The sequence below is a fragment of the Chitinimonas sp. BJYL2 genome (genome assembly GCF_027257935.1).
Taxonomy (GTDB): domain Bacteria; phylum Pseudomonadota; class Gammaproteobacteria; order Burkholderiales; family Chitinimonadaceae; genus Chitinimonas.
This window is the reverse complement of the sequence record NZ_JANZKW010000004.1, coordinates 26700-47837: the sequence shown is the minus strand read 5'-3', so window position 1 is coordinate 47837 and position 21138 is coordinate 26700. Positions and strand designations below refer to the sequence as shown.

Here is a 21138-nt window from a genome sequence, read left to right as displayed (position 1 = left end):
CCCTGTGTGCCATGCCGTGCCCCGTTACCAGCGACTTCAGACCATGAAAACTGCAAATCTTGCCGGCCTTGTTGGCGTACTTCTTCTGGCCGTTAGCCCTGTTCAGGCACAATCGGCTGACCCCGCCAAAACCATTCGCACCTATTTCGAAGCGCCCGAATCCGGTTTTGACCCGGCCAAGTATTCAGACCATTACTCAGGTGAGATCAACAGCAGCATTTTCGAGCCGCTGCTGGCCTATGACTATCTTGCCCGTCCCCAGACCCTGATTCCACGTACGGCAGATTTGCCGGAGATACGTGACGAGGGCAAAACCTTCATCTACAAGATCAAGCCCGGCATCTACTTTGCGGATGATCCGGCGTTCAAGGGCAAGAAGCGTGAGTTGGTTGCCCAAGATTATGTTTACACCATCCAGCGTCTGGTTGACCCGGCCAGCCGTGGCGCACCTTGGGACTTCATGTTCAAGGGTAAGGTCATTGGTCTTGACGAGAAGCTTGCCGAAGCTGTGAAGTCGGGCAAGTTTGACTACGACAAGCCCATCGAAGGGCTGAAGGCGCTGGACCGCTACACGTTGCAGATCAAGTTGAAGCGGCCCGATTACAACATGCCCTATATCACGGCGGCCCCGGCGACCGGCGTGGTGGCGCGTGAAGTCATCGAGCACTACGGGGATGCATCCGAGGCCCATCCTGTGGGTACCGGCCCTTACATGCTCAAGTCCTGGCAGCGTCGCAATCGCATCATCCTGGTTGCCAACCCGAACTTCCGAGGCTATCGCTACGAGCCGGTGAAGGCCCCTGGCGTCACCTTTGATGCCAAGATTGCCGCCGAGCTTGCCGGCAAGACTTTCCCTCGCGTGGGCACCATCGATATCCGTGTTATCGAGACCCCTCAGGCTTCCTGGCTATCGTTCCAGAACGGTCAGCTTGATACCCACCCGCGGCTGGGCTTCAACTATGCACGACTGATTGCACCGGGTGACAAGCTGGCTCAGAAATACCAGCAGATGGGCTGGCGCTACTACCGCGAAGCCGAAGCGGACATTACCTACTATCAGTTCAATATGGATGATCCGGTTGTCGGTGGCAGCAGCGTCGAGAAGATCGCACTGCGTCGTGCCATCAACTACGCCTACAACCAGATGGCTGAACTGATGATCATCCGCAATGGTCAGGGCTTGCTGGCCCAGTCACCATTGGCGCCGCAGATCAATGGCTACGATCCCAACTTCAAGAACGTGCTGGGTCGCTTCAGTCCTGCGCGCGGCAATGCCTTGCTGGATCGCTTTGGCTACAAGGATTGCGACGGCGATGGCTGGCGTGAGCAGCCGGGCTGCAAGCCGCTGGCGATCAAGTTGATGATGAGTACAGGCAGCGATGGCCGCGATCAGGAAGAGCTGATGCTCAAGGGCTTCAACGCCATCAAGATCAAGTTGTCGATCGAGAAGATGAACTTCTCGGACTTCCTGAAGAATCGTCAAGGCGGTACCTACCAGTTTGCAGGCGGTGCCTGGGGGCAGGATTACCCCGACGCCGAGAACTTCATGCAGCTGCTGTATGGCCCCAATGCCGGTCCGGTGAATGAGGCTCGATTCCGTAACAAGGACTTCGACAAGCTTTATGAGCAGATTGCTTCGGAGCAGCCTTCGGAGGCGCGCAATGAGCGGCTGCGTGACATGAGCCGCATCGTGGCTGCTCATGTGCCCTGGATCTATAGCGTCAACCGCATCCGTACCCACATTGCCCAGCCTTGGGTCGTGGGCTACAAGCCGCATCCCGACAACATGCCGCACTGGATGTTCCTGGATGTTGATCTGGACAAGCAAAAAGCGGCTGCTGCCAAGAAGTAGCGTCCATTCCTTCACGTCGATTCACTCCTACCGGAGCCGTTCGCATGCGTAAGCTCATCCCGCTCGCGCTGGCGTTGTCCGTGTCCAGCGCCATCGCCGCTGAACGCGGTGCCGTCCGCATTTCCCCTGCCGATCAAGTACCGGCGCTGTGTGATCAGGCGATTGCCGATATCCGCCAGCAAGCTGATCTGATCGAGAAGTTGCCACTGGAGCAGGCAACGGTTGACACCGTCCTGGTGCCGTGGAGCCAAGCCAGCGGCAAGCTGGTGGAGTTCTGGTGGGGAGGCGGTTTGATCGCCAATACCCATCCTGATGCGGCCATCCGGCAGTCTGAGGAGGCTTGTGATCTGCGTGTGTCGGAAGCAGTGAACCGCCTGATGCAGCGCGAGGATCTTTACAAGCGTTTCAAAGCCCTGAAGCCGGCAGATGCGATTGATGCCGAAACTCTCAAGGGCGTGCTGCTCGATTTTGAGGAGCGTGGTGTCAATCTGCCCAAGGCCAAGCGCACTGAGGTTGCACGCCTCTTGGCTCGCCAGGAAAAGCTGCAGCAGGACTTCGCACGTAATGTCCGGGAAAACAAGCAGCGACTTGCTTTCAGCGAAGCGCAACTGAAAGGCGTGCCGGCGGAAACGCTCGCCACCTTCAAGCGAAATGCCCAGGGTCAGTACCTGGTCGGTTTCGATTACCCCGAATACCTGCCGGTAATGGAGAACGCGGAGGACGAGGCGGTTCGCAAGGCGCTTTACGTCGCCTACCAGCGTCGTGGTGGCGCCAAGAATCTGGCCTTGCTGCGCGAGGTCACCGAGCTTCGCAAGCGACAGGCAACGCTGATGGGCTATCGCTCCTATGCTGAACTGGCAACCCGTTCGCGCATGGTGGGCAAGCCTGAGGTGGTGGCAGATTTCCTCAAGCAGGTGAAAGAGAAGGTCAATGCGGTCGAGCGGAGCGAGCTCGCTGCATTGCGTGAACTGAAGGCGACCCACACGGGCAATCCCAAGGCAGTGCTGACACGCTGGGATCAGCTCTTCTACGAAAGCCGACTGAAGAAGAGCCGTTACAGCCTTGATCAGGAAGTGGTGCGTGCCCAGTTCCCCACGGAGCCGACGGTTGCCTGGATGATGGCCGTTACCGGCAAGCTGTATGGCGTGACCTTCAAGCCCAATACCGCGCTGGCTACCTGGCATGAGGATGTAAAGGGCTACGATGTATTCGATGCCGCGTCCGGCGAGTATCTGTCCAGCTTCTACATGGATCTGTTCCCGCGTGATGGCAAATACAAGCATGCCGCAGCGTTCACGGTACGCCAGTCCAGCCTGAAGACGGGCAATACGCCGATCTCGGCGCTGGTCACCAACTTCAGCCGTGCCGGTTTTGATCAGGAAGAGCTGGAGACGCTGTTCCATGAGTTTGGCCACATCATGCATGGCGTGCTCAGCCGCACTCGCTACACGCTCAACGCCGGCACCAATACCAAGCGTGATTTTGTAGAGGCGCCTTCGCAGATGTTCGAAGCCTGGTCGCGTGATCCGGCATCGCTGGCTCTGTGGCAGGCATCTTGCGGCAGCTGTGCGCCCATCGATATGTCGCTGGTACAGAAAATCAATGCTGCGCGCGCTTTTGGTCAGGGTACCAAGTACGCACGTCAATGGCTGTATGCCGCCTATGACATGGCGCTCGCAGGCCCCATTCCGCAAGATCCGCAGAAACTGTGGGTGAAGATGGAAGGCGAAACCGCGCTGGGTCATGTGCCGGGCACCCAGTTTCCCGGCGCGTTCGGTCATATCGTCGGGGGGTATGCTGCGGGCTATTACGGCTATATGTGGTCGGAAGTGCTGGCCCTGGATATGCGTTCAGCCTTCGGTACCAACCTGATGAACACGGATACCGGCCTGCGTTTCCGCCGCACCGTGCTCGAGAATGGCTCCCAAGTGCCCGAGATGGATCTGGTGCGCCAGTTCCTGGGCCGTGAGCCGAACTCGGATGCCTTCTTCCGTGAAATCACGGGCCAGTCCAATCAGGAGAAGCAGCCATGATGGCTTATCTGATTCGCCGTATCTGGCAGATGATCCCCACGCTGGCCGGGGTCATTCTGCTGGTGTTCTTCCTGTTCAACGTCTTCGGGGGAGATCCCGCCGTTGTGCTCGCGGGCAAGATTGCTAGCAAGGAAAAGATCGAGGCCATCCGTGATCAGCTGGGGTTGAATGCCCCGGTATGGATGCAGCTGTGGATATTCACCCAGCAGGTGTTCACGTTTGACTTCGGCAACAGCTGGAGTACCAATGAGGCAGTATCGGCCATCCTGCTGCAGAAGGCGCCGGTGACCCTGACGGTGATGTTGCAGGTCTGGCTGCTCGATGCCTTGATTGCCACCGGTCTTGCCGTGGCCGTGGCTTACCGGCGCGGCTCCTTGACTGACCGGGCCGTGATGGGTATCTGCACCGCAGCCATGTCCATCTCCCTGCTGCTTTATGTGGTGGTGGGTCAGTGGCTGCTCGGCTACAAGCTCGAACTCTTCCCCGTGTTGGGCTGGACAGATGATTTCTGGACCAACGTCACTACCTATGCACCGCTGCCGGTGTTGCTGCTGCTGTTCGTATCGGTAGCGCCCAGCCTGCGTCTGTATCGCTCCTTTGTGGCCGAAGAAACCACTCAGGACTATGCACGTACTGCGCGTGCCAAGGGGGCCAGTGAACATCGCGTGATGTTCGTTCACGTGCTGCGCAATGCTGCCGTGCCGATTGCCACCAACCTCGCTTTGCAATTGCCGGGCTTGTTTGTGGGCTCCTTTGTGATTGAAATGGTGTTCTCCATTCCAGGCTTGGGTAGAGAGATCGTGACGGCCGTGTTGCGTAGCGACTTCCCCGTCATCAAGGCCATTACCGTTTATCTGGCGATCCTGACCATGGTCGTCAACCTGTTGGTGGATCTGCTCTACAAGTGGCTTGATCCACGCGTCGAGCTGAAGTGAGGCAGCCATCATGACTCAAGCACAAGCATCGTATGGCTTCTGGCGTGCTGCAGGCCGCCGCCTGTGGGCCGATAAACTCGCCCGCGTCTGCATGGCCATCCTGGCCCTGTACTTCCTGATTGCCCTAGGCTCTGCCATGGAGCTCATCGCCGCTGACTGGAACCAGGACAAGGGTGTCTCCTACGCGAATCCGTCCTTCCTGGGCAAGGATCATCCGAATCCGCAGGGGCAGAACAGCCTTGCTGCCCAGGAAATCCTGCCGGTGGATGAGAAGCAGAAAGCCTTGGACCCGCTCGCGCCGTATTACGCCGAGATCGACGAGCTGGCCAAGCAATATGAACAGGGTGAGGCCAAGCTCAGCTGGACCTTGCCGCTGGGTGGCGACAAGTGGGGCCGGGACATTCTCGACAAGGTCATCAAGGCCGGTGAGGTGTCGATCACGGTGGGTGTGGCGGCTGCCTTGCTGGCGGTTTTGATCGGCACCATGCTGGGCGCGATTGGTGGTTACTTTGGCGGCAAGCTGGGTGATCTGCTGGAGTGGTTCTACAACATCTTCACCTCGGTGCCTTACATCCTGCTGGTGCTTGCGTTTGCCGCAGTGTTTGGCAAGGGCATTACCACGGTGATCCTGGTTCTGGGCTTCACGGGCTGGACGGGTACATATCGTCTGATCCGCTCCGAATACATCAAACAGCGTGGCCGTGACTACGTCCAAGCTGCCGATGCCATCGGTGCTTCGGACACACGCCGCATGTTCGTGCATATCCTGCCGAACGTGTCGCACCTGATTCTGGTGCAGCTCTCCCAGCTGGTGGTGGATTTCATCAAGGCCGAAGTCATTCTGTCCTTCCTGGGTCTGGGTGTGCCGACCGATCTCGTGTCCTGGGGCATCATGATCAACGAAGTGATGCCGGAGCTGGTACTTGGCAAGTGGTGGCAGCTCGCCACCGTCGCGGTGGTCATGTCCACCTTCGTGGTTGCCTTCGGTCTGTTCACCGACCTGTTGCGCGATGCGCTGGACCCCAAGGCTTCGCGCCGCTGACCCCGAGGAATTGTCATGACGACCAAGAATCTGCTGGAAGTAAAGAACCTCCGTGTGACTTTCCGGATGGGGCAGGGCGAGCGCTTTGAAGCGCTCAAGGGTGTGGACTTTGCCGTGCCTGAACACAGCACCGTGGCATTGGTGGGTGAGTCTGGCTCAGGCAAGTCGGTTTCCTCCATGGCCGTAATGGGCTTGCTGCCTGTGAGCAATACCGAGTTTGGTGAAGGCAGCCAGATCCTGTTCGAAGGCCAGGATTTGCTCAAGGAAACGCTGTTGCAGCGTCGTGCACGCTGTGGCCAGCAAATTTCGATGATCTTCCAGGATCCGATGACATCGTTGAACCCGGTGTACCGGGTTGGCGACCAGATCGTCGAGGCCCTGCGCCTGCACAAGCCGCTGAGCCGCAAGGCTGCGCGCGAAAGGGCGATCGAGCTGCTGCGTGAAGTGGGTATTCCTGATCCGGACAAGCGTATCGACAGCTATCCGCATGAAATGTCGGGCGGGCAACAACAGCGCGTGATGATCGCCATGGCCATCGCCTGCGAACCCAAGCTGCTGATTGCCGATGAACCCACCACCGCACTCGATGTGACGGTACAGAAGCAGATCATCGAGCTGCTCAAGAAGATCCAGCGCTCGCACGGCATGAGCATCCTGTTCATTACCCATGATCTCGAACTCGTGCGCGAGATGGCAGATCACGTTGTGGTGATGCAGCAGGGCGTGATCAAGGAGCAAGGCGTGGCTGCGGACGTGTTTGCCTCGCCCAAGGACCCTTACACTCGTGCGCTGCTTGCTTGCCGCCCCACCATCGACAAGCGCCCCGTGCGTTTGCCTGTGGTGGAGGATTATCTGCAAGGCCGTGAGCATGAGTTGCCAACCGGCGAGCGGGCCCGTGGCGTCAAGGCAGATGACCCCATCATTCTCGAAGTGAAGAACCTGACCAAAACTTACACCATGCGCAATGGCCTGTTCGGCAAGCGCGAGGTGGCAGCGGTCAAGGATGTGAGCTTCAAACTCGCCAAGGGCAAGACAGTCGGTATCGTGGGTGAGTCGGGTTCAGGCAAGACAACGCTGGGCAAGACCATTCTGCGCCTGCATTCCTGCGAAGGTGGTCAGGTCATGTTCGAGGGCAAGGATCTGATGCAGCTCTCGGACAAGGAATACAAGCCCTTCAAGAAGCGCCTCAATATCATCTTCCAGAACCCGTATGCGAGCCTGAATCCGCGCTTCACGGTGGGCGACATCCTGATGGAGCCAATGCGCGTTCACGGAATCTTCGATAACGACAAGGACCGCGCAGACCATGCTCGCGAGCTCCTGCAACGTGTGTCGATGCCGGATAGCACCTTCTTCAAGTACCCACACGAATTCTCGGGTGGTCAGCGTCAGCGCATCAGCATTGCCCGCTGCTTGACGATGAAGCCCGAGATCATCGTCTGTGACGAATCGGTGTCGGCGCTGGATGTATCGGTGCAGGCTCAGGTGCTGAACCTGCTGCAGGATCTGCAGGACGAGTTCGGGATGAGCTATCTGTTCATCTCCCACGACCTCAGTGTGGTCAAGTACATCTCCGATGAAGTGCTGGTGATGAACAAGGGTGAAATGGTGGAGTACGCCAACTCGGACGAGCTCTACCGCGATCCCAAGCATCCCTACACGCAAAAGCTGTTGTCGGCGATTCCCGGTCGCGCCATCTGACCGGTGGGCTGTAGCCGCTTGCAAGGCCGCCTTCGGGCGGCTTTGTTTTGTCCGCACTGCACGGCTGTCACCATCGGCTGTGTGCTTGCGCTATAGTTATGCTGCTTCGCACAACCCGTCTCGTCGGCAAGACGGCATTGCGCCAAGGGTTGATTGCTAAGTCATTGATTCAAAAAAATAATGGAGACAAACTTGGCTGAGAAAGATAGGCGAGTCATCAAGAAGTACCCGAACCGTCGGCTCTACGATACGGCCACGAGTTGCTATATCACCCTTGATGACGTCAAACAGCTTGTGCTCGACAACGTGGAAATCATTGTCGAAGACGCCAAGACCCATGAAGACATCACCCGTAGCGTCTTGCTCCAGATCATTCTGGAGGAAGAAAGCGGTGGTGCGCCGATGTTTAGCTACGACGTACTGACCCAGATCATCCGTATCTATGGCAATGCCATGCAGGGTCTGATGGGCAACTATCTGGAAAAGAACATGCAGCTGTTCAGCCAGATGCAGCAGCGTTTGCAAGAGCAGTCCAAGACGTTCTACAACCAGGACGGCACGCCCAGCAATAACCCGAATCTGTGGGGCGACTTCATGAAGTTCCAAGCGCCCGCCATGCAGAACATGATGACCAGCTACCTCGAACAGAGCACCAATATGTTCGTGGAAATGCAGCAGCAATTGCAGGATCGCACCAAGACGATGTGGAGTGGCTTCGGCTTCCCGCCCGGCGCGACTAACGACAAGAAGTAGGCAGTTGATTTAAAATGGATTTGTAACGACGGGCGTGTCGGCTGACACGCCCGTTCTGCTTTTGTATTCAGGAAAGAACGCACACATGAATTCACCCAAAGTCGGCTTCGTTTCGCTGGGTTGCCCCAAGGCCCTGACAGACTCCGAGCAGATACTTACCCAGCTGCGCGCCGAGGGCTATGCGATTTCGCCCAGCTATCACGATGCCGATCTGGTGGTGGTGAATACCTGTGGCTTCATCGATAGCGCGGTTACCGAATCGCTCGATGCCATTGGCGAGGCGCTGGCCGAGAACGGCAAGGTCATCGTTACGGGTTGCCTGGGTGCCAAGGCGGGAGGCCAGCAGATTCGCGACGTGCATCCCTCGGTGCTGGCGGTTACCGGCCCGCACGCAACGCAAGAAGTCATGGCGGCGGTGCACGAGCATTTGCCCAAGCCTCACGATCCTTTCGTGGATCTGGTCCCGCCGCAGGGTATCAAGCTCACCCCCAAGCACTACGCCTACCTGAAGATTTCCGAAGGCTGCAACCATCGCTGTACCTTCTGCATCATCCCCTCGATGCGCGGCGATCTGGTCTCGCGCCCCGTCCACGAAGTCCTGCGCGAGGCCGAAAATCTGGCCAAGGCGGGCGTCAAGGAGTTACTGGTGATCTCCCAGGACACCTCGGCTTATGGCGTGGATGTGAAGTACCGCACCGGTTTCCACAACGGCCGCCCGGTCAAGACGCGAATGACCGAGCTGGCGCGTGAACTGGGCGAGCTGGGCATCTGGGTGCGGATGCATTACGTCTACCCCTATCCGCATGTCGACGAGGTGATTGAACTGATGGCCGAGGGCAAGGTGCTGCCTTACCTCGACATCCCGTTCCAGCACGCCAGCCACTCGGTGCTCAAAGCCATGAAGCGCCCGGCCAATGCCGAGAATGTCCTCAAGCGCATCGCGGCATGGCGGGATGTGTGCCCCGACATCGCCATCCGCTCCACCTTCATTGCAGGCTTCCCCGGCGAAACCGAGGCGGATTTCCAGCAGCTACTCGACTTCCTTGATGAAGCGCAGCTGGATCGCGTGGGGTGCTTCACGTACTCCCCGGTCGAGGGTGCCACCGCCAATGAATTGCCTAACCATGTACCGGCAGAGGTGGCCGAGGAGCGCAAAGCCCGCTTCATGGAAAAGCAGGCTGCCATCAGCGCCGCCAAACTGCAGGCCAAGATCGGTCGCAAACTGACGGTGCTGGTGGATGAGATCGACGAAGAGGGTGTCGTAGCCCGTAGCTACGCCGATGCCCCCGAGATTGATGGTCTGGTTTATGTGGAGGGCAGCCAGGGCGTACAGCTTGGTGATTTCCTGGAGGTGGAGATCGTTGATGCCGATGAATATGACTTGTGGGCTCAGCGAGTGTAAGCTTTCCCTTATGCTTCACCTGATCGCCACGCCATGACGCTGACTGAACTCAAATACATTGTTGCTGTTGCTCGTGAACGCCATTTTGGCCGTGCCGCAGCGGCTTGTTTTGTCAGTCAGCCTACCTTGTCGGTGGCGGTCAAAAAGCTGGAAGACGAGCTGGGTGTTACCCTGTTCGAGCGTTCGGCGGGCGATGTGTCGGTTACGCCCATCGGTGAGCGTATCGTGTCGGAATCCCAGCGCGTGCTGGAACAGGTCCAGACCATCAAGCAGCTTGCCGAGCAGGGCAAGGACCCTCTCTCCGGTCCGCTGCGCTTGGGTTCGATCTACACGATCAGCCCCTATCTACTGCCTTTCCTGATACCGCGTTTGCGTGCCGCTGCGCCGCAAATGCAGCTGCTGCTGGAAGAGAACTACACCGCCCGCCTGGCTGAGATGCTCAAGCAGGGCGATATCGATGTTGCCATCCTTTCCGAACCTTTCCGCGAAAGTGGTGTGGCGACCCAGGCTGTCTACGACGAGCCTTTCGTAGTTGCCACACCCAAGGGTCATCCCTGGGAGGCACTCAAACGCATCGACGCAGCGCAGCTCGAAGACGAGAACGTGCTACTGCTGTCACCGGGCAACTGTTTCCGTGATCAGGTGCTGCAGACCTGTCCCGAACTCAATCGTGAGGCCCTGCCGGCAGGCAGCAGCCTGCAGCGGACTTTGCAAGGGTCGTCGCTGACCACCATCCGCCACATGGTGGCGGGTGGCATTGGCGTGACCGTGTTGCCGATTACCTCGGTAACTCCTGCTGACGAGCAACTGCTGACGATTCGCCCGTTCAAGGGCGAGCCGCCGATGCGCAGGGTGGTACTGGCCTGGCGCCGCAACTTCCCCCGCCGCGAAGCCGTCGAAGCGGTGCGCCGCGCCATTTTGCAGAGCCAGTTGCCGGGCGTGAGCCTGTTGCCGGACGCCAAGGTCGAATAGACTGCGCGTCTTGCGGGCGTCCGGGTGTCGCCCGCGTCCTGTCCTTCCACGGAAACTGCAATGACTTCGCCGATTACCATCGTGGGCGCCGGTCTGGCTGCCTACAATCTTGCGCGCGAGCTGCGCAAGCTGAGTCCCGATGCCGCTTTGCGGATCATCTGCGCCGATGATGGCGCTTTCTACTCCAAACCGATGCTATCGACCGGACTGGCGGGCAACAAGACAGCTGCCCAGCTGGCGATGAAGTCGGCCGACAAGATGGCTGAGGAGCTGCGTGCAGAGATCGTCAGTCATACCACTGTGACCCAGATAGATCCTGCTGCCCGGACCATTGATACCCCCGCGGGCCAGTTTCATTACGGTGATCTGGTATTGGCGCTGGGCGCCGACCCTGTACGCCTGCCCTTGAGTGGCGAAGCGGCTGAGCAGGTGATCAGTGTTAATGACCTGCAGGATTACGCTCACTATCGTGAACGGCTTGCGGGCAAGCAGCGGGTTGTCTTGTTGGGTGCCGGTTTGATTGGCTGTGAATTCGCCAATGACTTGCTGACATCCGGCCATCAGGTCACCGTTGTTGATCTTGCTGCCTGGCCCTTGTCCCGCTTGTTGCCGGAAGCGGCAGGCCGGTGGATGCAGACCAAACTCCAGGCCGCGGGGGCGGATTTCCGCTTGGGCAGGCGCGTGCAGTCTGTTGACGGACAGGATGGGGATTACCGCCTCACCCTGGATGATGGCACGGTGATCGAGGCCGACCTGGTGGTGTCGGCGGTCGGACTTGCCCCGCGCACCCAGTTGGCTCGCGCTGCGGGTTTGGTGGTTGAGCGCGGCATCGTAGTAGACCGTTATCTGCGTAGCAGTGATCCGCACATTTATGCGCTGGGTGATTGCGCTCAGGTTGCGGGCTGGTTGCTGCCTTTTGTCCAACCCATCATGCAGTCGGCCCGAGCACTGGCCGCCACCTTGGCCGGCCAGGCTGCAATGGTGACCTACCCGGCGATGCCGGTGCTGGTCAAAACGCCGGCAAGCCCCTTGGTTGTCTCCCCGCCACCACCGGGTGCGGTTGGCGAGTGGTTGATCGAGGAGCAGGAAGGGGGCTTGCGGGCTCGTTACCTGGTTGGAGAGGTCTGCACGGGTTTCGTGCTTCTCGGTGCGGCGACTGCCGAGCGGGCCCAGATGGCAGCGCAGCTGCCTGCCTGGCTGGCTTGATCCGGATGCCGGGCATGGAGACCGTAGTCCGTTTTCATTCCGGCATGCAAGAGCTCGATCCGGTTCAGTGGGACGCGCTGGCGGGACCACAGCCATTCGTTTGCCACGCCTATCTGTCGGCCCTTGAAGCGACGGGCTGCATCGGCCCCGGCACCGGCTGGCAGCCACTGCATGCGAGCCTGTCAGGGCCGGGGGGCTTGCTGGCCGTGATGCCGCTTTACCTCAAGCAGCATTCCTGGGGTGAATATGTGTTCGACTGGGCTTGGGCACAGGCGGCGGAACGAGCAGGTATCCCGTATTACCCCAAGTTGTTATCGGCAGTCCCGTTTACGCCAGTGGGTGGCTCGCGTCTGTTGGCGCGCAGCCGGGATCATGCGAGCCACCTGTTGGGTGCGGTGCTGGATAAGGCGAGGGAATCAGGATATTCCGGGCTTCACTGCTTGTTTCCTCCTGATGGCGATACCGCGACTTTTGCCGCGCACGGGATGATGCAACGTCATGGTGTCCAGTTCCACTGGCATAACCGGGGCTATCGGAGCTTTGATGATTTCTTGGCAGCCCTGAATCACGATAAGCGGAAGAAGCTCAGGCAGGCGCGCCGCAAGGTGGTGGAGGCCGGTGTCATGGTCGAGCGCAAGGTGGGGGGGGCAATCAGCGACGCGGACTGGGCGTTCTTCACACGCTGCTATGAGCAGACCTACCTGCAGCATCGATCCAGCCCCTATCTCACCCCGCAATTCTTTACCCGTCTGGGGGAGGTGCTGGGCGAGCATTGCCTGCTGATACTGGCTTACCGCGATGGCGCCCCGATTGCGGCAGCGCTGAACCTGTTTGATGCCGAGCGTTTGTATGGCCGCTACTGGGGTGCAATGGATTTCGTGCCCAACCTGCATTTCGAGCTGTGCTATCACCAGGGCATCGAGTTTGCGATCGAGCGTGGCTTGCAAGTCTTCGAGGGTGGAGCGCAGGGAGAGCACAAGCTGGCAAGGGGCTTGGAGGCAGTGCCTACACGTTCCTGGCACTGGATTGCCCATACGGCCCTGGCCGATGCGGTAAATCGCTTTCTGGTACGTGAGGGCCAGGGTGTTGCGCACTATCTGGACGAACTTGATGAGCGCGCTCCGTTCCGGTCTGAGCCGCCTTGAGTTGACGCCGGATCTTCCCTAGGATGGTCAATCAATCGCTTGCTTGAGTTGCCATGACCCAGATCGACCCCGCCTCTCTACCGCAGTCGTCCCGATTTCTTGATGTGGCACCGGGCGTTCGTGTGCACCTCCGTCATATTCCGGGTGCCGGGCCGGCCGTGTTGATGCTGCATGGTGCCATCGCCAACGCGCGGACCTTCTACAGTGAACGTGGCAAAGGCTTGGGCCCCTGGCTCGCGGCCCAGGGGCTGGATGTCTACATGCTGGACATGCGCGGCCGTGGGCTGTCTGAGCCGCCCATTCGCGCGGGAGATACCCATGGCCAGTTCGAGACGCTATGCGTTGATCTTCCTGCGGCGATGGCAGAAATCACCCGCCTGCGGGGCGGTATTCCGGTGTATCTGGTTGGGCACTCTTGGGGCGGGGTGCTGCTTACCGCTTTTCTGGCAAGGCATCCTGCATGGGCGTCTCGGGTGGCCGCATCCATTTATCTGGGCAGCAAGCGGGCCATACGGGTTTGGAACTGGGCACGTCTGATTGAAATCGAACTGGTCTGGCATCGGCTCGCCAAGTGGGTGGCATGGCGCCGGGGCTACCTGCCGGCAAACCGCTTGCGGCTTGGTGCGGATAACGAAACCCGCCGCAGCTTGCAGCAGAGCCAGCAGTGGGTAAGAGCCCATACCTGGATTGATGATACTGACGGCTTTGACTATCACCGCGCCCTGAATGACCAGCGCTTGCCGCCCACCCTGTATCTGGCGGGCGGAAATGACCCGGTTCGCGGCCATGAAGCAGACGTGCGCCGTTTTGCGCAGGAGTCGGGGGAGCACGATAGGGAGATACGCCTGCTGGCACGCAAGGCGGGGCTGTCGCGCGACTACGACCACATCGACATGTTGACCCATCCGCAGGCCGAGCAGGAGGTCTATCCACAGGTGTTGGATTGGATAAAGCAGCATGGAATTGCTTATCCACAGCCTGCCGATATATGATTCATGCCGTTGGCATGGATTGTATTATTGGATTAATCGATATTAATCATGTGGTTACCATGATTTATTCGCGTGATTTCTGTATCGATTGACGTTAATTTCCATGAAAATTACCATGCACTTATATTCCGTATTCATGCCGAGAGCATGTTATGGAGTGGGCAGGCGAGCAGCCAGATACGACGGATTCATCTGATCACACACCCGGCGGTGAGTGTTCCAGCCGTCGGTTCGCTCCCTTGGTCATGCGCAATCGCCGTGCGGTGCTACCATGCGATCGATGGGGCCCGTTGCGGAGGCTGGAGAACCGCGATGAGTGCAGCCGATTTGAACCTCACTACCTCTCTTCCTGGGGCGGCAAATAGTCGCGTCCGGGCGGCGGGCCAAGCGCGAGCGATGGACCAGAAGCCTGAATCCCTGAACATGTTGATGTCTTGCCGTGATTTGGCAGCCGATTTGCTGTCCAAGTCGCTCAAGACGATGCTCGACCGCATCGAGGAATCGCTGTTCGATCTGGCGGATAAGGCCCTCGATCGCGACTCCTACAATATGTACATGGAAGCGCGCAGTCATGCCCAGACGCGCCGCAGCGAGATTGAAGCAGAGTTCCGCCGCCGCTTTGTCGAGGGCTTCGACCGTGCCATGAAGGGCAACAAGAAAGAAGCTGCCAGCTTTGACAAGCTGGACTTCGACAATCTGGAACTCTCTCTGGTTGCCGAGGACGAGCACGAGGAAGATCTCGCCGCCGCCAATATTGCGACCAAGCTCAAATCCAAGCTGGGCGATGAACTCAATGCGCTGAACTTCCGCATCGGCCACCTGATGCAGCTGCCGGAAGAGAGCCGCGAAGATAACCCCATGAGCCCGCAGGCCGTGGTGGATGCTTTCCGTAATGCGTGCATGAAGATCGAGTCGGACATGAATGTCCGACTTTTGGTCTTGCGCCAGTTCGAGCAGCTGGCGGCCGAGAACGTCCCGAATGTTTACCAGAAGCTCAATAGCTTTCTGGTCCAGCGCAACATCATGCCAGTGTTGCCCAAGGCGGGTTTCCGCCGCCGTGCGCCCAATCAACCTCGCCGCAGCGATCCTGCATCTCCAGGGCAGGGCCAAGGTGCGGCGGGCACAGAGATGGACCCGGCTCAGCTCGTTGCCAACTATGCTTCGCAAGTCGGATTCGGTGCGGGCGGGTTTGCCCAATCGCAGGCGGCGGGCTCCGATCTGCCCGCGTATGCGGTAGGTAACGAGCAAGAGCTGCTGGGCGTGCTGCAGCAGTTGCTCAGCCTGAACCAGATGCAGATGATGCAGGGCCAACCCGGCCTGCTCGGTGGTGGCTCAGCTGCCGCACAGGAAGCACAGCCTGCACCGGTCTGGCAGGGTAATGTCGGGCAAAGCTTTCTTGACACGCTGAACTTGCTTCAGCAGGGCCGTATCGAAAGCGCCCTGAGTGATCCGGGCGAACTGGATGCCCATGCGCTTGCCGCTGGGTCTGCCAATATCCTGCATCAGATCAAGACTACCAACCTGGCGAACTCGCTGGGTCACGTCGATGCCATGACCATCGATATCGTGGCCATGTTGTTCGACAACCTGTTCGATGATCGCAACATCCCGGCGCCCATGAAGGCGCTGATCGGGCGCCTGCAGATTCCGGTGCTCAAGGTGGCGATGCTCGACAGCAAGTTCTTCGCCCGCAAGCAGCATCCCACCCGTCGTCTGCTGGATCGCCTGGCTGAAGCCGCGCTGGGCTGGGACGAGGCTGACGGTCTGGATGATCGTCTCTACCGCAAGATTGCCGCCCTGGTTGAACGCATCGTGGTGGAGTTCGATGAGAACATCGACCTGTTCGATCAGACGTTCACCGAGCTGGAACAGTTTCTGGTCGAGGAAGAGCTGCGCGCCGACGAGAGCGCGGAAGCGGCGGCTGCCGAACTCGCTGCTGCCGAACGCGAGGAGCTGGCGGCCAAGCAGGCCGAGCATGCCATCAGCCAGAAACTGCTCGCGGCTGGCGAGCTGCCCGACCTGATCCGTGATTTTGCGCGTAACCAGTGGCAGATCGTCTTGCGGCATGCCGCCCGGGTGAACGATACCGAGCCCCAGGCTTGGCCCGACGCCATTCAGGCATTTGACGACCTGTGCTGGAGCGTCACGCCCAAGGTTGGCGTGGAAGAGCGCCTCAAGCTGGTCAACCTGCTGCCCAAGCTGTTGCGTCGTCTTGAGCGGGCAACCGAGGATGCGGGCGTGGATCGGGCTGAACGCGAAGCGTTCTTTGCCGAGCTGGTGCATAGCCATGCCAATGCGATCAAGTCCGGCCTCAAGCAAGGCGAGCCGCCTGCCGCGCCGGCGCCTCAGGAATGGGTGCCGGGGCAGGTGGTCATCGGTACTGCTGCACCGCCGCCTGCGCCGACGCCTGCCGTACCTCCGGCTCCTGTGGTAGCGCAGATCAATCTGGCACCACCGCAAACCGGTTTTGACCTCGGGCTGGGCGATTTGCCCGCAGTGGACATGGAGTCTGGTACTTCGGGCTTCGAGCTGTCGAACAGCAACCTTGCCTGGGATGCGGGCCTGGATAAATACCAGGACTACGACGATGTGGTCAGCAATCAGCTCAAGCGCGGTGCGTGGGTGGAGTTTACCGATGAAGACGGTAACCTCACTCGCGCCAAGCTAGCTTGGGTGAGTCCGCGCAAGAGCCGCTTCCTGTTTACCAATCGTCAGGGCGAGAATGGTTTGGAATTCACCTTGCAGGAACTGATCGAAATGTTCCGTCGCGGCGATGCCAGCCTGATCGAAAGCGGACCATCAGTAGAGCGTGCGGTCAGCAGCATGATCGGCATGTTCCAGGCCCAAGCCGCCTGATCCGCATCGGCGGCATCGTTTGCGGGCGCGGATGGTAATCTGCCATCACGCCCAACGCCGATGCCCGCCATGTCCGTCTACACACCTGTCTATCCCGCCACAATCGAATCGCTCACGCTGCACGGCCGCCAGTACCAGTTAAGGCGCTGGGGCCGGCGCGATGGCCCCTTGCTGATCTTGCTGCACGGCTGGATGGACTGCGCTGCGACTTTCCAGTTCATGCTCGATGCCGCGCCGGCCAGCTTGCTCGATTACCAATTGGTGGCGCCCGATATGCGCGGCTTTGGCGGCAGCGACTGGGCGAGCGAGAGCTACTATTTTCCGGACTATCTGGCGGATCTGGATGCCATGCTTGATGCCTTGGGCGGCGATACCCCGGTAACGCTGGTGGGCCACAGCATGGGCGGTATCATTGCCTGCCTGTACGCGGGTATCCGGCCCGAGCGGGTGCGTAAACTGGTATCGCTGGAAGGCTTTGGATTGCCGGCAACGCAGCCCGATGATGCACCGGCGCGCTACCGGCGCTGGCTCGATCAACGGCGTGTCGATGCAGCAATCTGGCCGCGTGCGGATATGGCCGATATGGCGCAGCGGGTACGCCGCAATTCCCCCGGCCTGAGTCCACAGCAATCGCTCTGGCTGGCGACGCAACTGGCCGAACAGCGTGACGGCCAGGTGCATTACCGCGCCGATCCACGTCACAAGTGGGTGAATCCTGTGCTCTATCGACTTGAGGAGGCGCAGGCCTGCTGGCGCGAGGTGCAGGCCAGGGTGCTGTGGCTGGCCGCGCAGGAGACGCCGATGCTCAAGTGGCTCGCTGAAACGCCGGATCAGTTTGCAGCAAGGCGTGCCTGCTTTGCTTCGCTGGACTATGCGGTGCTCGGCCACGGTGGCCACAATATGCATCATGATGCGCCCGCTGAAGTGGCCGAGCGGATTGCCGTGTTCCTGTGCGCGCCATGACGGCTAGCAATGGGTTACTCAGCGGTAGCTGATCTGGGTGTAGACAGGTGTGCCGGCCTGTGCGGCGCAGTAAGGGTCGGCCTTCAAGCCTTCGTCATGAACGCTATCGGGATAGCGATACTCGCTGGGCGAAAGGGCAGCCGGGTAGGTGGCGAGTTCCAGGCGGGACAGGAAATCCACGAAGGCGTGGGTAAAACCGGTAGGCAGGATCATCGTGACGCTCCTTTGAATGACAAGTCATCTCGTGAATGACGTAACCATTCTGGTGTGTAGTTTTGTGCGGTGCAACAACAAAACGCCACCATTTGTCGTGAGCGGCAATCTAAAGTAGATGCTCTATCTGATTGATTTTAAATAACTTGTTGAAAATACGCTGTTTTGCTGTACTGGTGATGTGCTTCAAATGCTGCTAAGCAGCAACTCAGTCGAAGTACGCCAACGCCGCATCCAACCCGGTGTGGTTGATCGCAAAGCGCGCCTGGGCCTGGACCACCGGCTTGGCATGGCAGGCAATGCCGTAACCGGCGGCTGCCAGCATCAGCAGATCGTTGGCGCCGTCGCCCATGGCGATCACCTGATCCGCGCGCAAACCGAGTTCATCGCGCATGCGGACTAGCTCGTCGGCCTTGCGCTGGGCATCCACAATGTCGCCGAGCACCCGGCCGGTGAGCTTGCCATCGATGACTTCCAGCTCGTTGGCGATGGTGTGGCTCAGGTTCAGGCGGGTTTGCAAGCGCTCGGTAAAGAAGGTGAAACCGCCTGAAATCAGCAGGCTGCGTACGCCGACTCCGTGCAGGACGCGCAGCATGGTTTCTGCACCCTGCATCAGTTTGAGCCGCTCGGTGTACACCGCGTCGAGTGCGGTTACCGGCAAGCCTGCGAGCAGTGCCACACGTTCAGTGAGGCTCTGGCGAAAATCCAGCTCGCCCCGCATGGAGCGCGCGGTAATGGCGGCCACTTGCGGCTTGATGCCCTGCATATCGGCGATTTCGTCGATGCACTCGATGGTGATCAGCGTCGAATCCATATCCATGACCACCAGGCCGATATCAGCCAGCGTGGCGTTGGCGGGGAGCAGCGCATAGTCGTAAGCGGCTTCGTCGCAGAATGTCGCCACCTCGGCTAGCTTGGCAGGATCGGCTGGGCTGAGCTTGAAAGCCTGATGGCCCAGTTGGCCGGGGCGCACGGCGTCGATCTGGGTAGCGCCGATCAGATGGGCGAGCTGCTTGAGGTGCTGGGTGGCGATCTCGGTCGCCTGGATGACGAGTTTTTGCATGGCGGTTCAGTGTGATTGCAGATTGCCGTCGGCGAGTGTCAGCACGCGGCCAGTACGGGCGGCCAGTTCCATGTCGTGGGTGACGATGACCAGGGCGGTGCCGAGTCGGGTATTGAGATCCAGCATCAGCTCGAAGATCTGTTGCGCGGTCTTGCGATCCAGATTGCCGGTGGGCTCGTCGGCCAGGAGTATGGCCGGCTCAGTGACCAGCGCGCGTGCCATGGCGGCCCGTTGGCGCTCGCCGCCCGAGAGTTCACCCGGCTTGTGATCGAGCCGGTGGCCCAGGCCAACCTGTGCCAGCATCGCTGCGGCACGCTCATGGGCTACGGCGCGGCTCTCGCGCCGGATCAGCAGCGGCATGGCCACGTTCTCCAGCGCGCTGAACTCGGGTAGCAGATGATGGAACTGGTAGACGAAGCCCATCATCCGGTTGCGCAGTGCACTGCGGCGCGATTCGGACAGTTTGAACGGATCGTCGCCGGCTATGGTCAAGCTGCCGGCACTGGGCGTGTCGAGTGCGCCCAGCAAGTGGAGCAAGGTGCTCTTGCCCGAACCCGACGCGCCCACAATCGCCAGTTGTTCGCCACGATGGATATCGATATCCACACTGCCCAGCACGGGCACGTCGAGATCGGGGTAGGTGCGGCTCAGGCCCCGTGCCGAAAGGATCGTTTCCGAGAGGATCGGCTCACTCATAGCGCAGCGCCTCGGCAGGGTTGATGCGTGATGCGCGCCAGCTCGGGTAAAGCGTGGCGGCAAACGAAAGCAGTAGCGATATCGTGGCGATCAGGCCGACGTCGCCGGGCAGTACCTCGCTGGGTAGCTCGGAAATCAGGTACACCTGCGGCGAGAGCACCTTGGCGCCGACGAGGTTCTCGAAGAATCCGATCACATTGCCCACGTTCATCGCCAGCAGCACGCCCCCCACGACGCCAACCACGGTGCCGACGATGCCGATGCTGGCACCCTGAATCACGAAGATCTTGAGGATGCTGGCCGGGCTGGCACCCAAGGTGCGCAGGATGGCGATGTCGGCTTGTTTGTCGGTCACTGTCATGACCAGGCTTGAAACCAGGTTGAAAGCAGCAATCGCCACGATCAGCGTCAGGATCAGGAACATCATGCGTTTTTCGACTTGCACCGCACGGAAGTAGTTGGCGTTTTCCATGGTCCAGTCGCTCATCCACAGGCCGGGATTGCGTTGCTGGATGCGGGCAGCCATCTCGGGCGCCGCGAGCGGATCGTCGATCTTCAGGCGCACACCGCTGACGGCGTCGCCAAGTCGATATAGGCGCTGGGCATCGGCCAGGTGCACAAAGGCGAGGCCGGCATCGTACTGGTACATATCGATGCGGAAGATGCCCACCACGGTAAAACTGCGCAGCCGCGGCATCATGCCCGCCGGGGTGATGTTGCCCTGCGGTATGGCCATGGTGAGCTTTTCACCCAGGCCTACATTGAGGGCGCGTGCCAATTCCTGTCCCAGTACGATGCTGAATTCGCCGGGTTGCAGGGCTTCAAGCTTGCCGGCCACCATATGTTTACCAATGCCGGCGACACGGTTCTCGTCGGCGGGCAATACGCCGCGCACCATCGCGCCTTGCGTGTTGCCGTTGGCCCAGACCAGTCCTTGCGCCTGCACATAAGGTGCCGTTGCTAGCACGCCGGGTTCTTTGCCCAGGCGTTCGGCAACCTGTGGCCACTGGCTGAGTCGGCCGCCATCGCCACTGGCTTGCACATGGGAGGCCACTTCAAGGATGCGGCCACGGATCTCGCGCTGAAAACCGTTCATGACAGACAGCACGGTAATCAATGCAATCACGCCCAGGGCAATGCCGGCCATGGAGGCTGCGGAGATAAACGAGATAAAGCCATTACGGCGCTTGGCGCGGGTGTAGCGCAGGCCGATAAGCCATTCAAAAGACATCACGCTGAGGAATTCGCTGCGTTTGGGAGCGCGAAGTGTGCCACAGAGCACGGTGATTCTGCCGCGCTGATGTGCAAACTTCT

At 59.8% G+C, this 21138-nt stretch carries 17 protein-coding genes; 13 read left to right on the top strand and 4 right to left on the bottom strand.

What is annotated here, in order from left to right; translation table 11 throughout:
* Positions 1-43 precede the first annotated feature (43 nt).
* From O9X62_RS12265 to O9X62_RS12205, 13 genes are all read left to right on the top strand, one after another.
* On the top strand, positions 44-1852 hold the full coding sequence (locus O9X62_RS12265) for an ABC transporter substrate-binding protein (protein WP_269533177.1): 1809 nt from the start codon (positions 44-46) through the stop codon (positions 1850-1852).
* 44 nt (positions 1853-1896) lie between these two features.
* A complete protein-coding gene (locus O9X62_RS12260; protein WP_269533176.1) occupies positions 1897-3885 on the top strand; it encodes a M3 family metallopeptidase in 1989 nt (662 codons plus the stop codon).
* A complete protein-coding gene (locus tag O9X62_RS12255) occupies positions 3882-4820 on the top strand; it encodes an ABC transporter permease (protein WP_269533175.1) in 939 nt (312 codons plus the stop codon). The genes O9X62_RS12260 and O9X62_RS12255 overlap by 4 nt, the downstream gene beginning before the upstream one ends.
* Positions 4821-4830: 10 nt before the next feature.
* A complete protein-coding gene (locus O9X62_RS12250; protein ID WP_269533174.1) occupies positions 4831-5862 on the top strand; it encodes an ABC transporter permease in 1032 nt (343 codons plus the stop codon).
* 15 nt (positions 5863-5877) lie between these two features.
* Positions 5878-7563: an ABC transporter ATP-binding protein gene (locus O9X62_RS12245; protein ID WP_269533173.1), complete on the top strand. Its 1686-nt coding sequence runs from the start codon at positions 5878-5880 to the stop codon at positions 7561-7563.
* A 192-nt stretch (positions 7564-7755) separates the two neighbouring features.
* Positions 7756-8316 carry a polyhydroxyalkanoate synthesis repressor PhaR gene (phaR, locus tag O9X62_RS12240; protein WP_269533172.1) on the top strand — a complete coding sequence of 187 codons (561 nt, stop codon included), beginning with the start codon at positions 7756-7758 and terminating at the stop codon, positions 8314-8316.
* Between the two features lie 85 nt (positions 8317-8401).
* Complete coding sequence (gene rimO, locus O9X62_RS12235; RefSeq protein WP_269533171.1) at positions 8402-9718, top strand: 30S ribosomal protein S12 methylthiotransferase RimO; 1317 nt, start codon at positions 8402-8404, stop codon at positions 9716-9718.
* Positions 9719-9751: 33 nt separating this feature from the next.
* The gene (locus O9X62_RS12230; protein ID WP_269533170.1) at positions 9752-10690 is read left to right on the top strand and encodes a hydrogen peroxide-inducible genes activator; all 939 of its coding nucleotides are present in this window, start codon (positions 9752-9754) and stop codon (positions 10688-10690) included.
* A 60-nt stretch (positions 10691-10750) separates the two neighbouring features.
* On the top strand, positions 10751-11896 hold the full coding sequence (locus O9X62_RS12225; RefSeq protein ID WP_269533169.1) for an NAD(P)/FAD-dependent oxidoreductase: 1146 nt from the start codon (positions 10751-10753) through the stop codon (positions 11894-11896).
* Positions 11897-11910: 14 nt separating this feature from the next.
* Positions 11911-13041 (top strand): GNAT family N-acetyltransferase, encoded by a 1131-nt coding sequence (locus O9X62_RS12220; protein ID WP_269533168.1) that lies wholly within the window; start codon positions 11911-11913, stop codon positions 13039-13041.
* Positions 13042-13094: 53 nt separating this feature from the next.
* Positions 13095-14033: an alpha/beta fold hydrolase gene (locus tag O9X62_RS12215; RefSeq protein ID WP_269533166.1), complete on the top strand. Its 939-nt coding sequence runs from the start codon at positions 13095-13097 to the stop codon at positions 14031-14033.
* Between the two features lie 396 nt (positions 14034-14429).
* A complete protein-coding gene (locus O9X62_RS12210) occupies positions 14430-16889 on the top strand; it encodes a DUF1631 domain-containing protein (protein ID WP_269533165.1) in 2460 nt (819 codons plus the stop codon).
* A 69-nt stretch (positions 16890-16958) separates the two neighbouring features.
* Positions 16959-17852, top strand: a complete 894-nt coding sequence (locus tag O9X62_RS12205; RefSeq protein WP_269533164.1) for an alpha/beta fold hydrolase — start codon at positions 16959-16961, stop codon at positions 17850-17852.
* An 18-nt stretch (positions 17853-17870) separates the two neighbouring features.
* Here O9X62_RS12205 and O9X62_RS12200 read toward each other — a convergent pair whose 3' ends face one another.
* The 4 genes from O9X62_RS12200 to O9X62_RS12185 all read right to left on the bottom strand — a co-directional run bounded on the left by O9X62_RS12200 (position 17871) and on the right by O9X62_RS12185 (position 21058).
* Positions 17871-18065, bottom strand: coding sequence for a hypothetical protein (locus O9X62_RS12200; protein ID WP_269533163.1), 195 nt, complete (start codon positions 18063-18065; stop codon positions 17871-17873).
* Between the two features lie 208 nt (positions 18066-18273).
* Positions 18274-19128 carry a phosphoserine phosphatase SerB gene (gene serB / locus O9X62_RS12195; protein WP_269533162.1) on the bottom strand — a complete coding sequence of 285 codons (855 nt, stop codon included), beginning with the start codon at positions 19126-19128 and terminating at the stop codon, positions 18274-18276.
* A gap of 6 nt (positions 19129-19134) precedes the next feature.
* Positions 19135-19824, bottom strand: coding sequence for a lipoprotein-releasing ABC transporter ATP-binding protein LolD (lolD, locus tag O9X62_RS12190; RefSeq protein WP_269533161.1), 690 nt, complete (start codon positions 19822-19824; stop codon positions 19135-19137).
* Positions 19817-21058 carry a lipoprotein-releasing ABC transporter permease subunit gene (locus O9X62_RS12185; protein ID WP_374708399.1) on the bottom strand — a complete coding sequence of 414 codons (1242 nt, stop codon included), beginning with the start codon at positions 21056-21058 and terminating at the stop codon, positions 19817-19819. The genes lolD and O9X62_RS12185 overlap by 8 nt, the downstream gene beginning before the upstream one ends.
* Positions 21059-21138 lie beyond the last annotated feature (80 nt).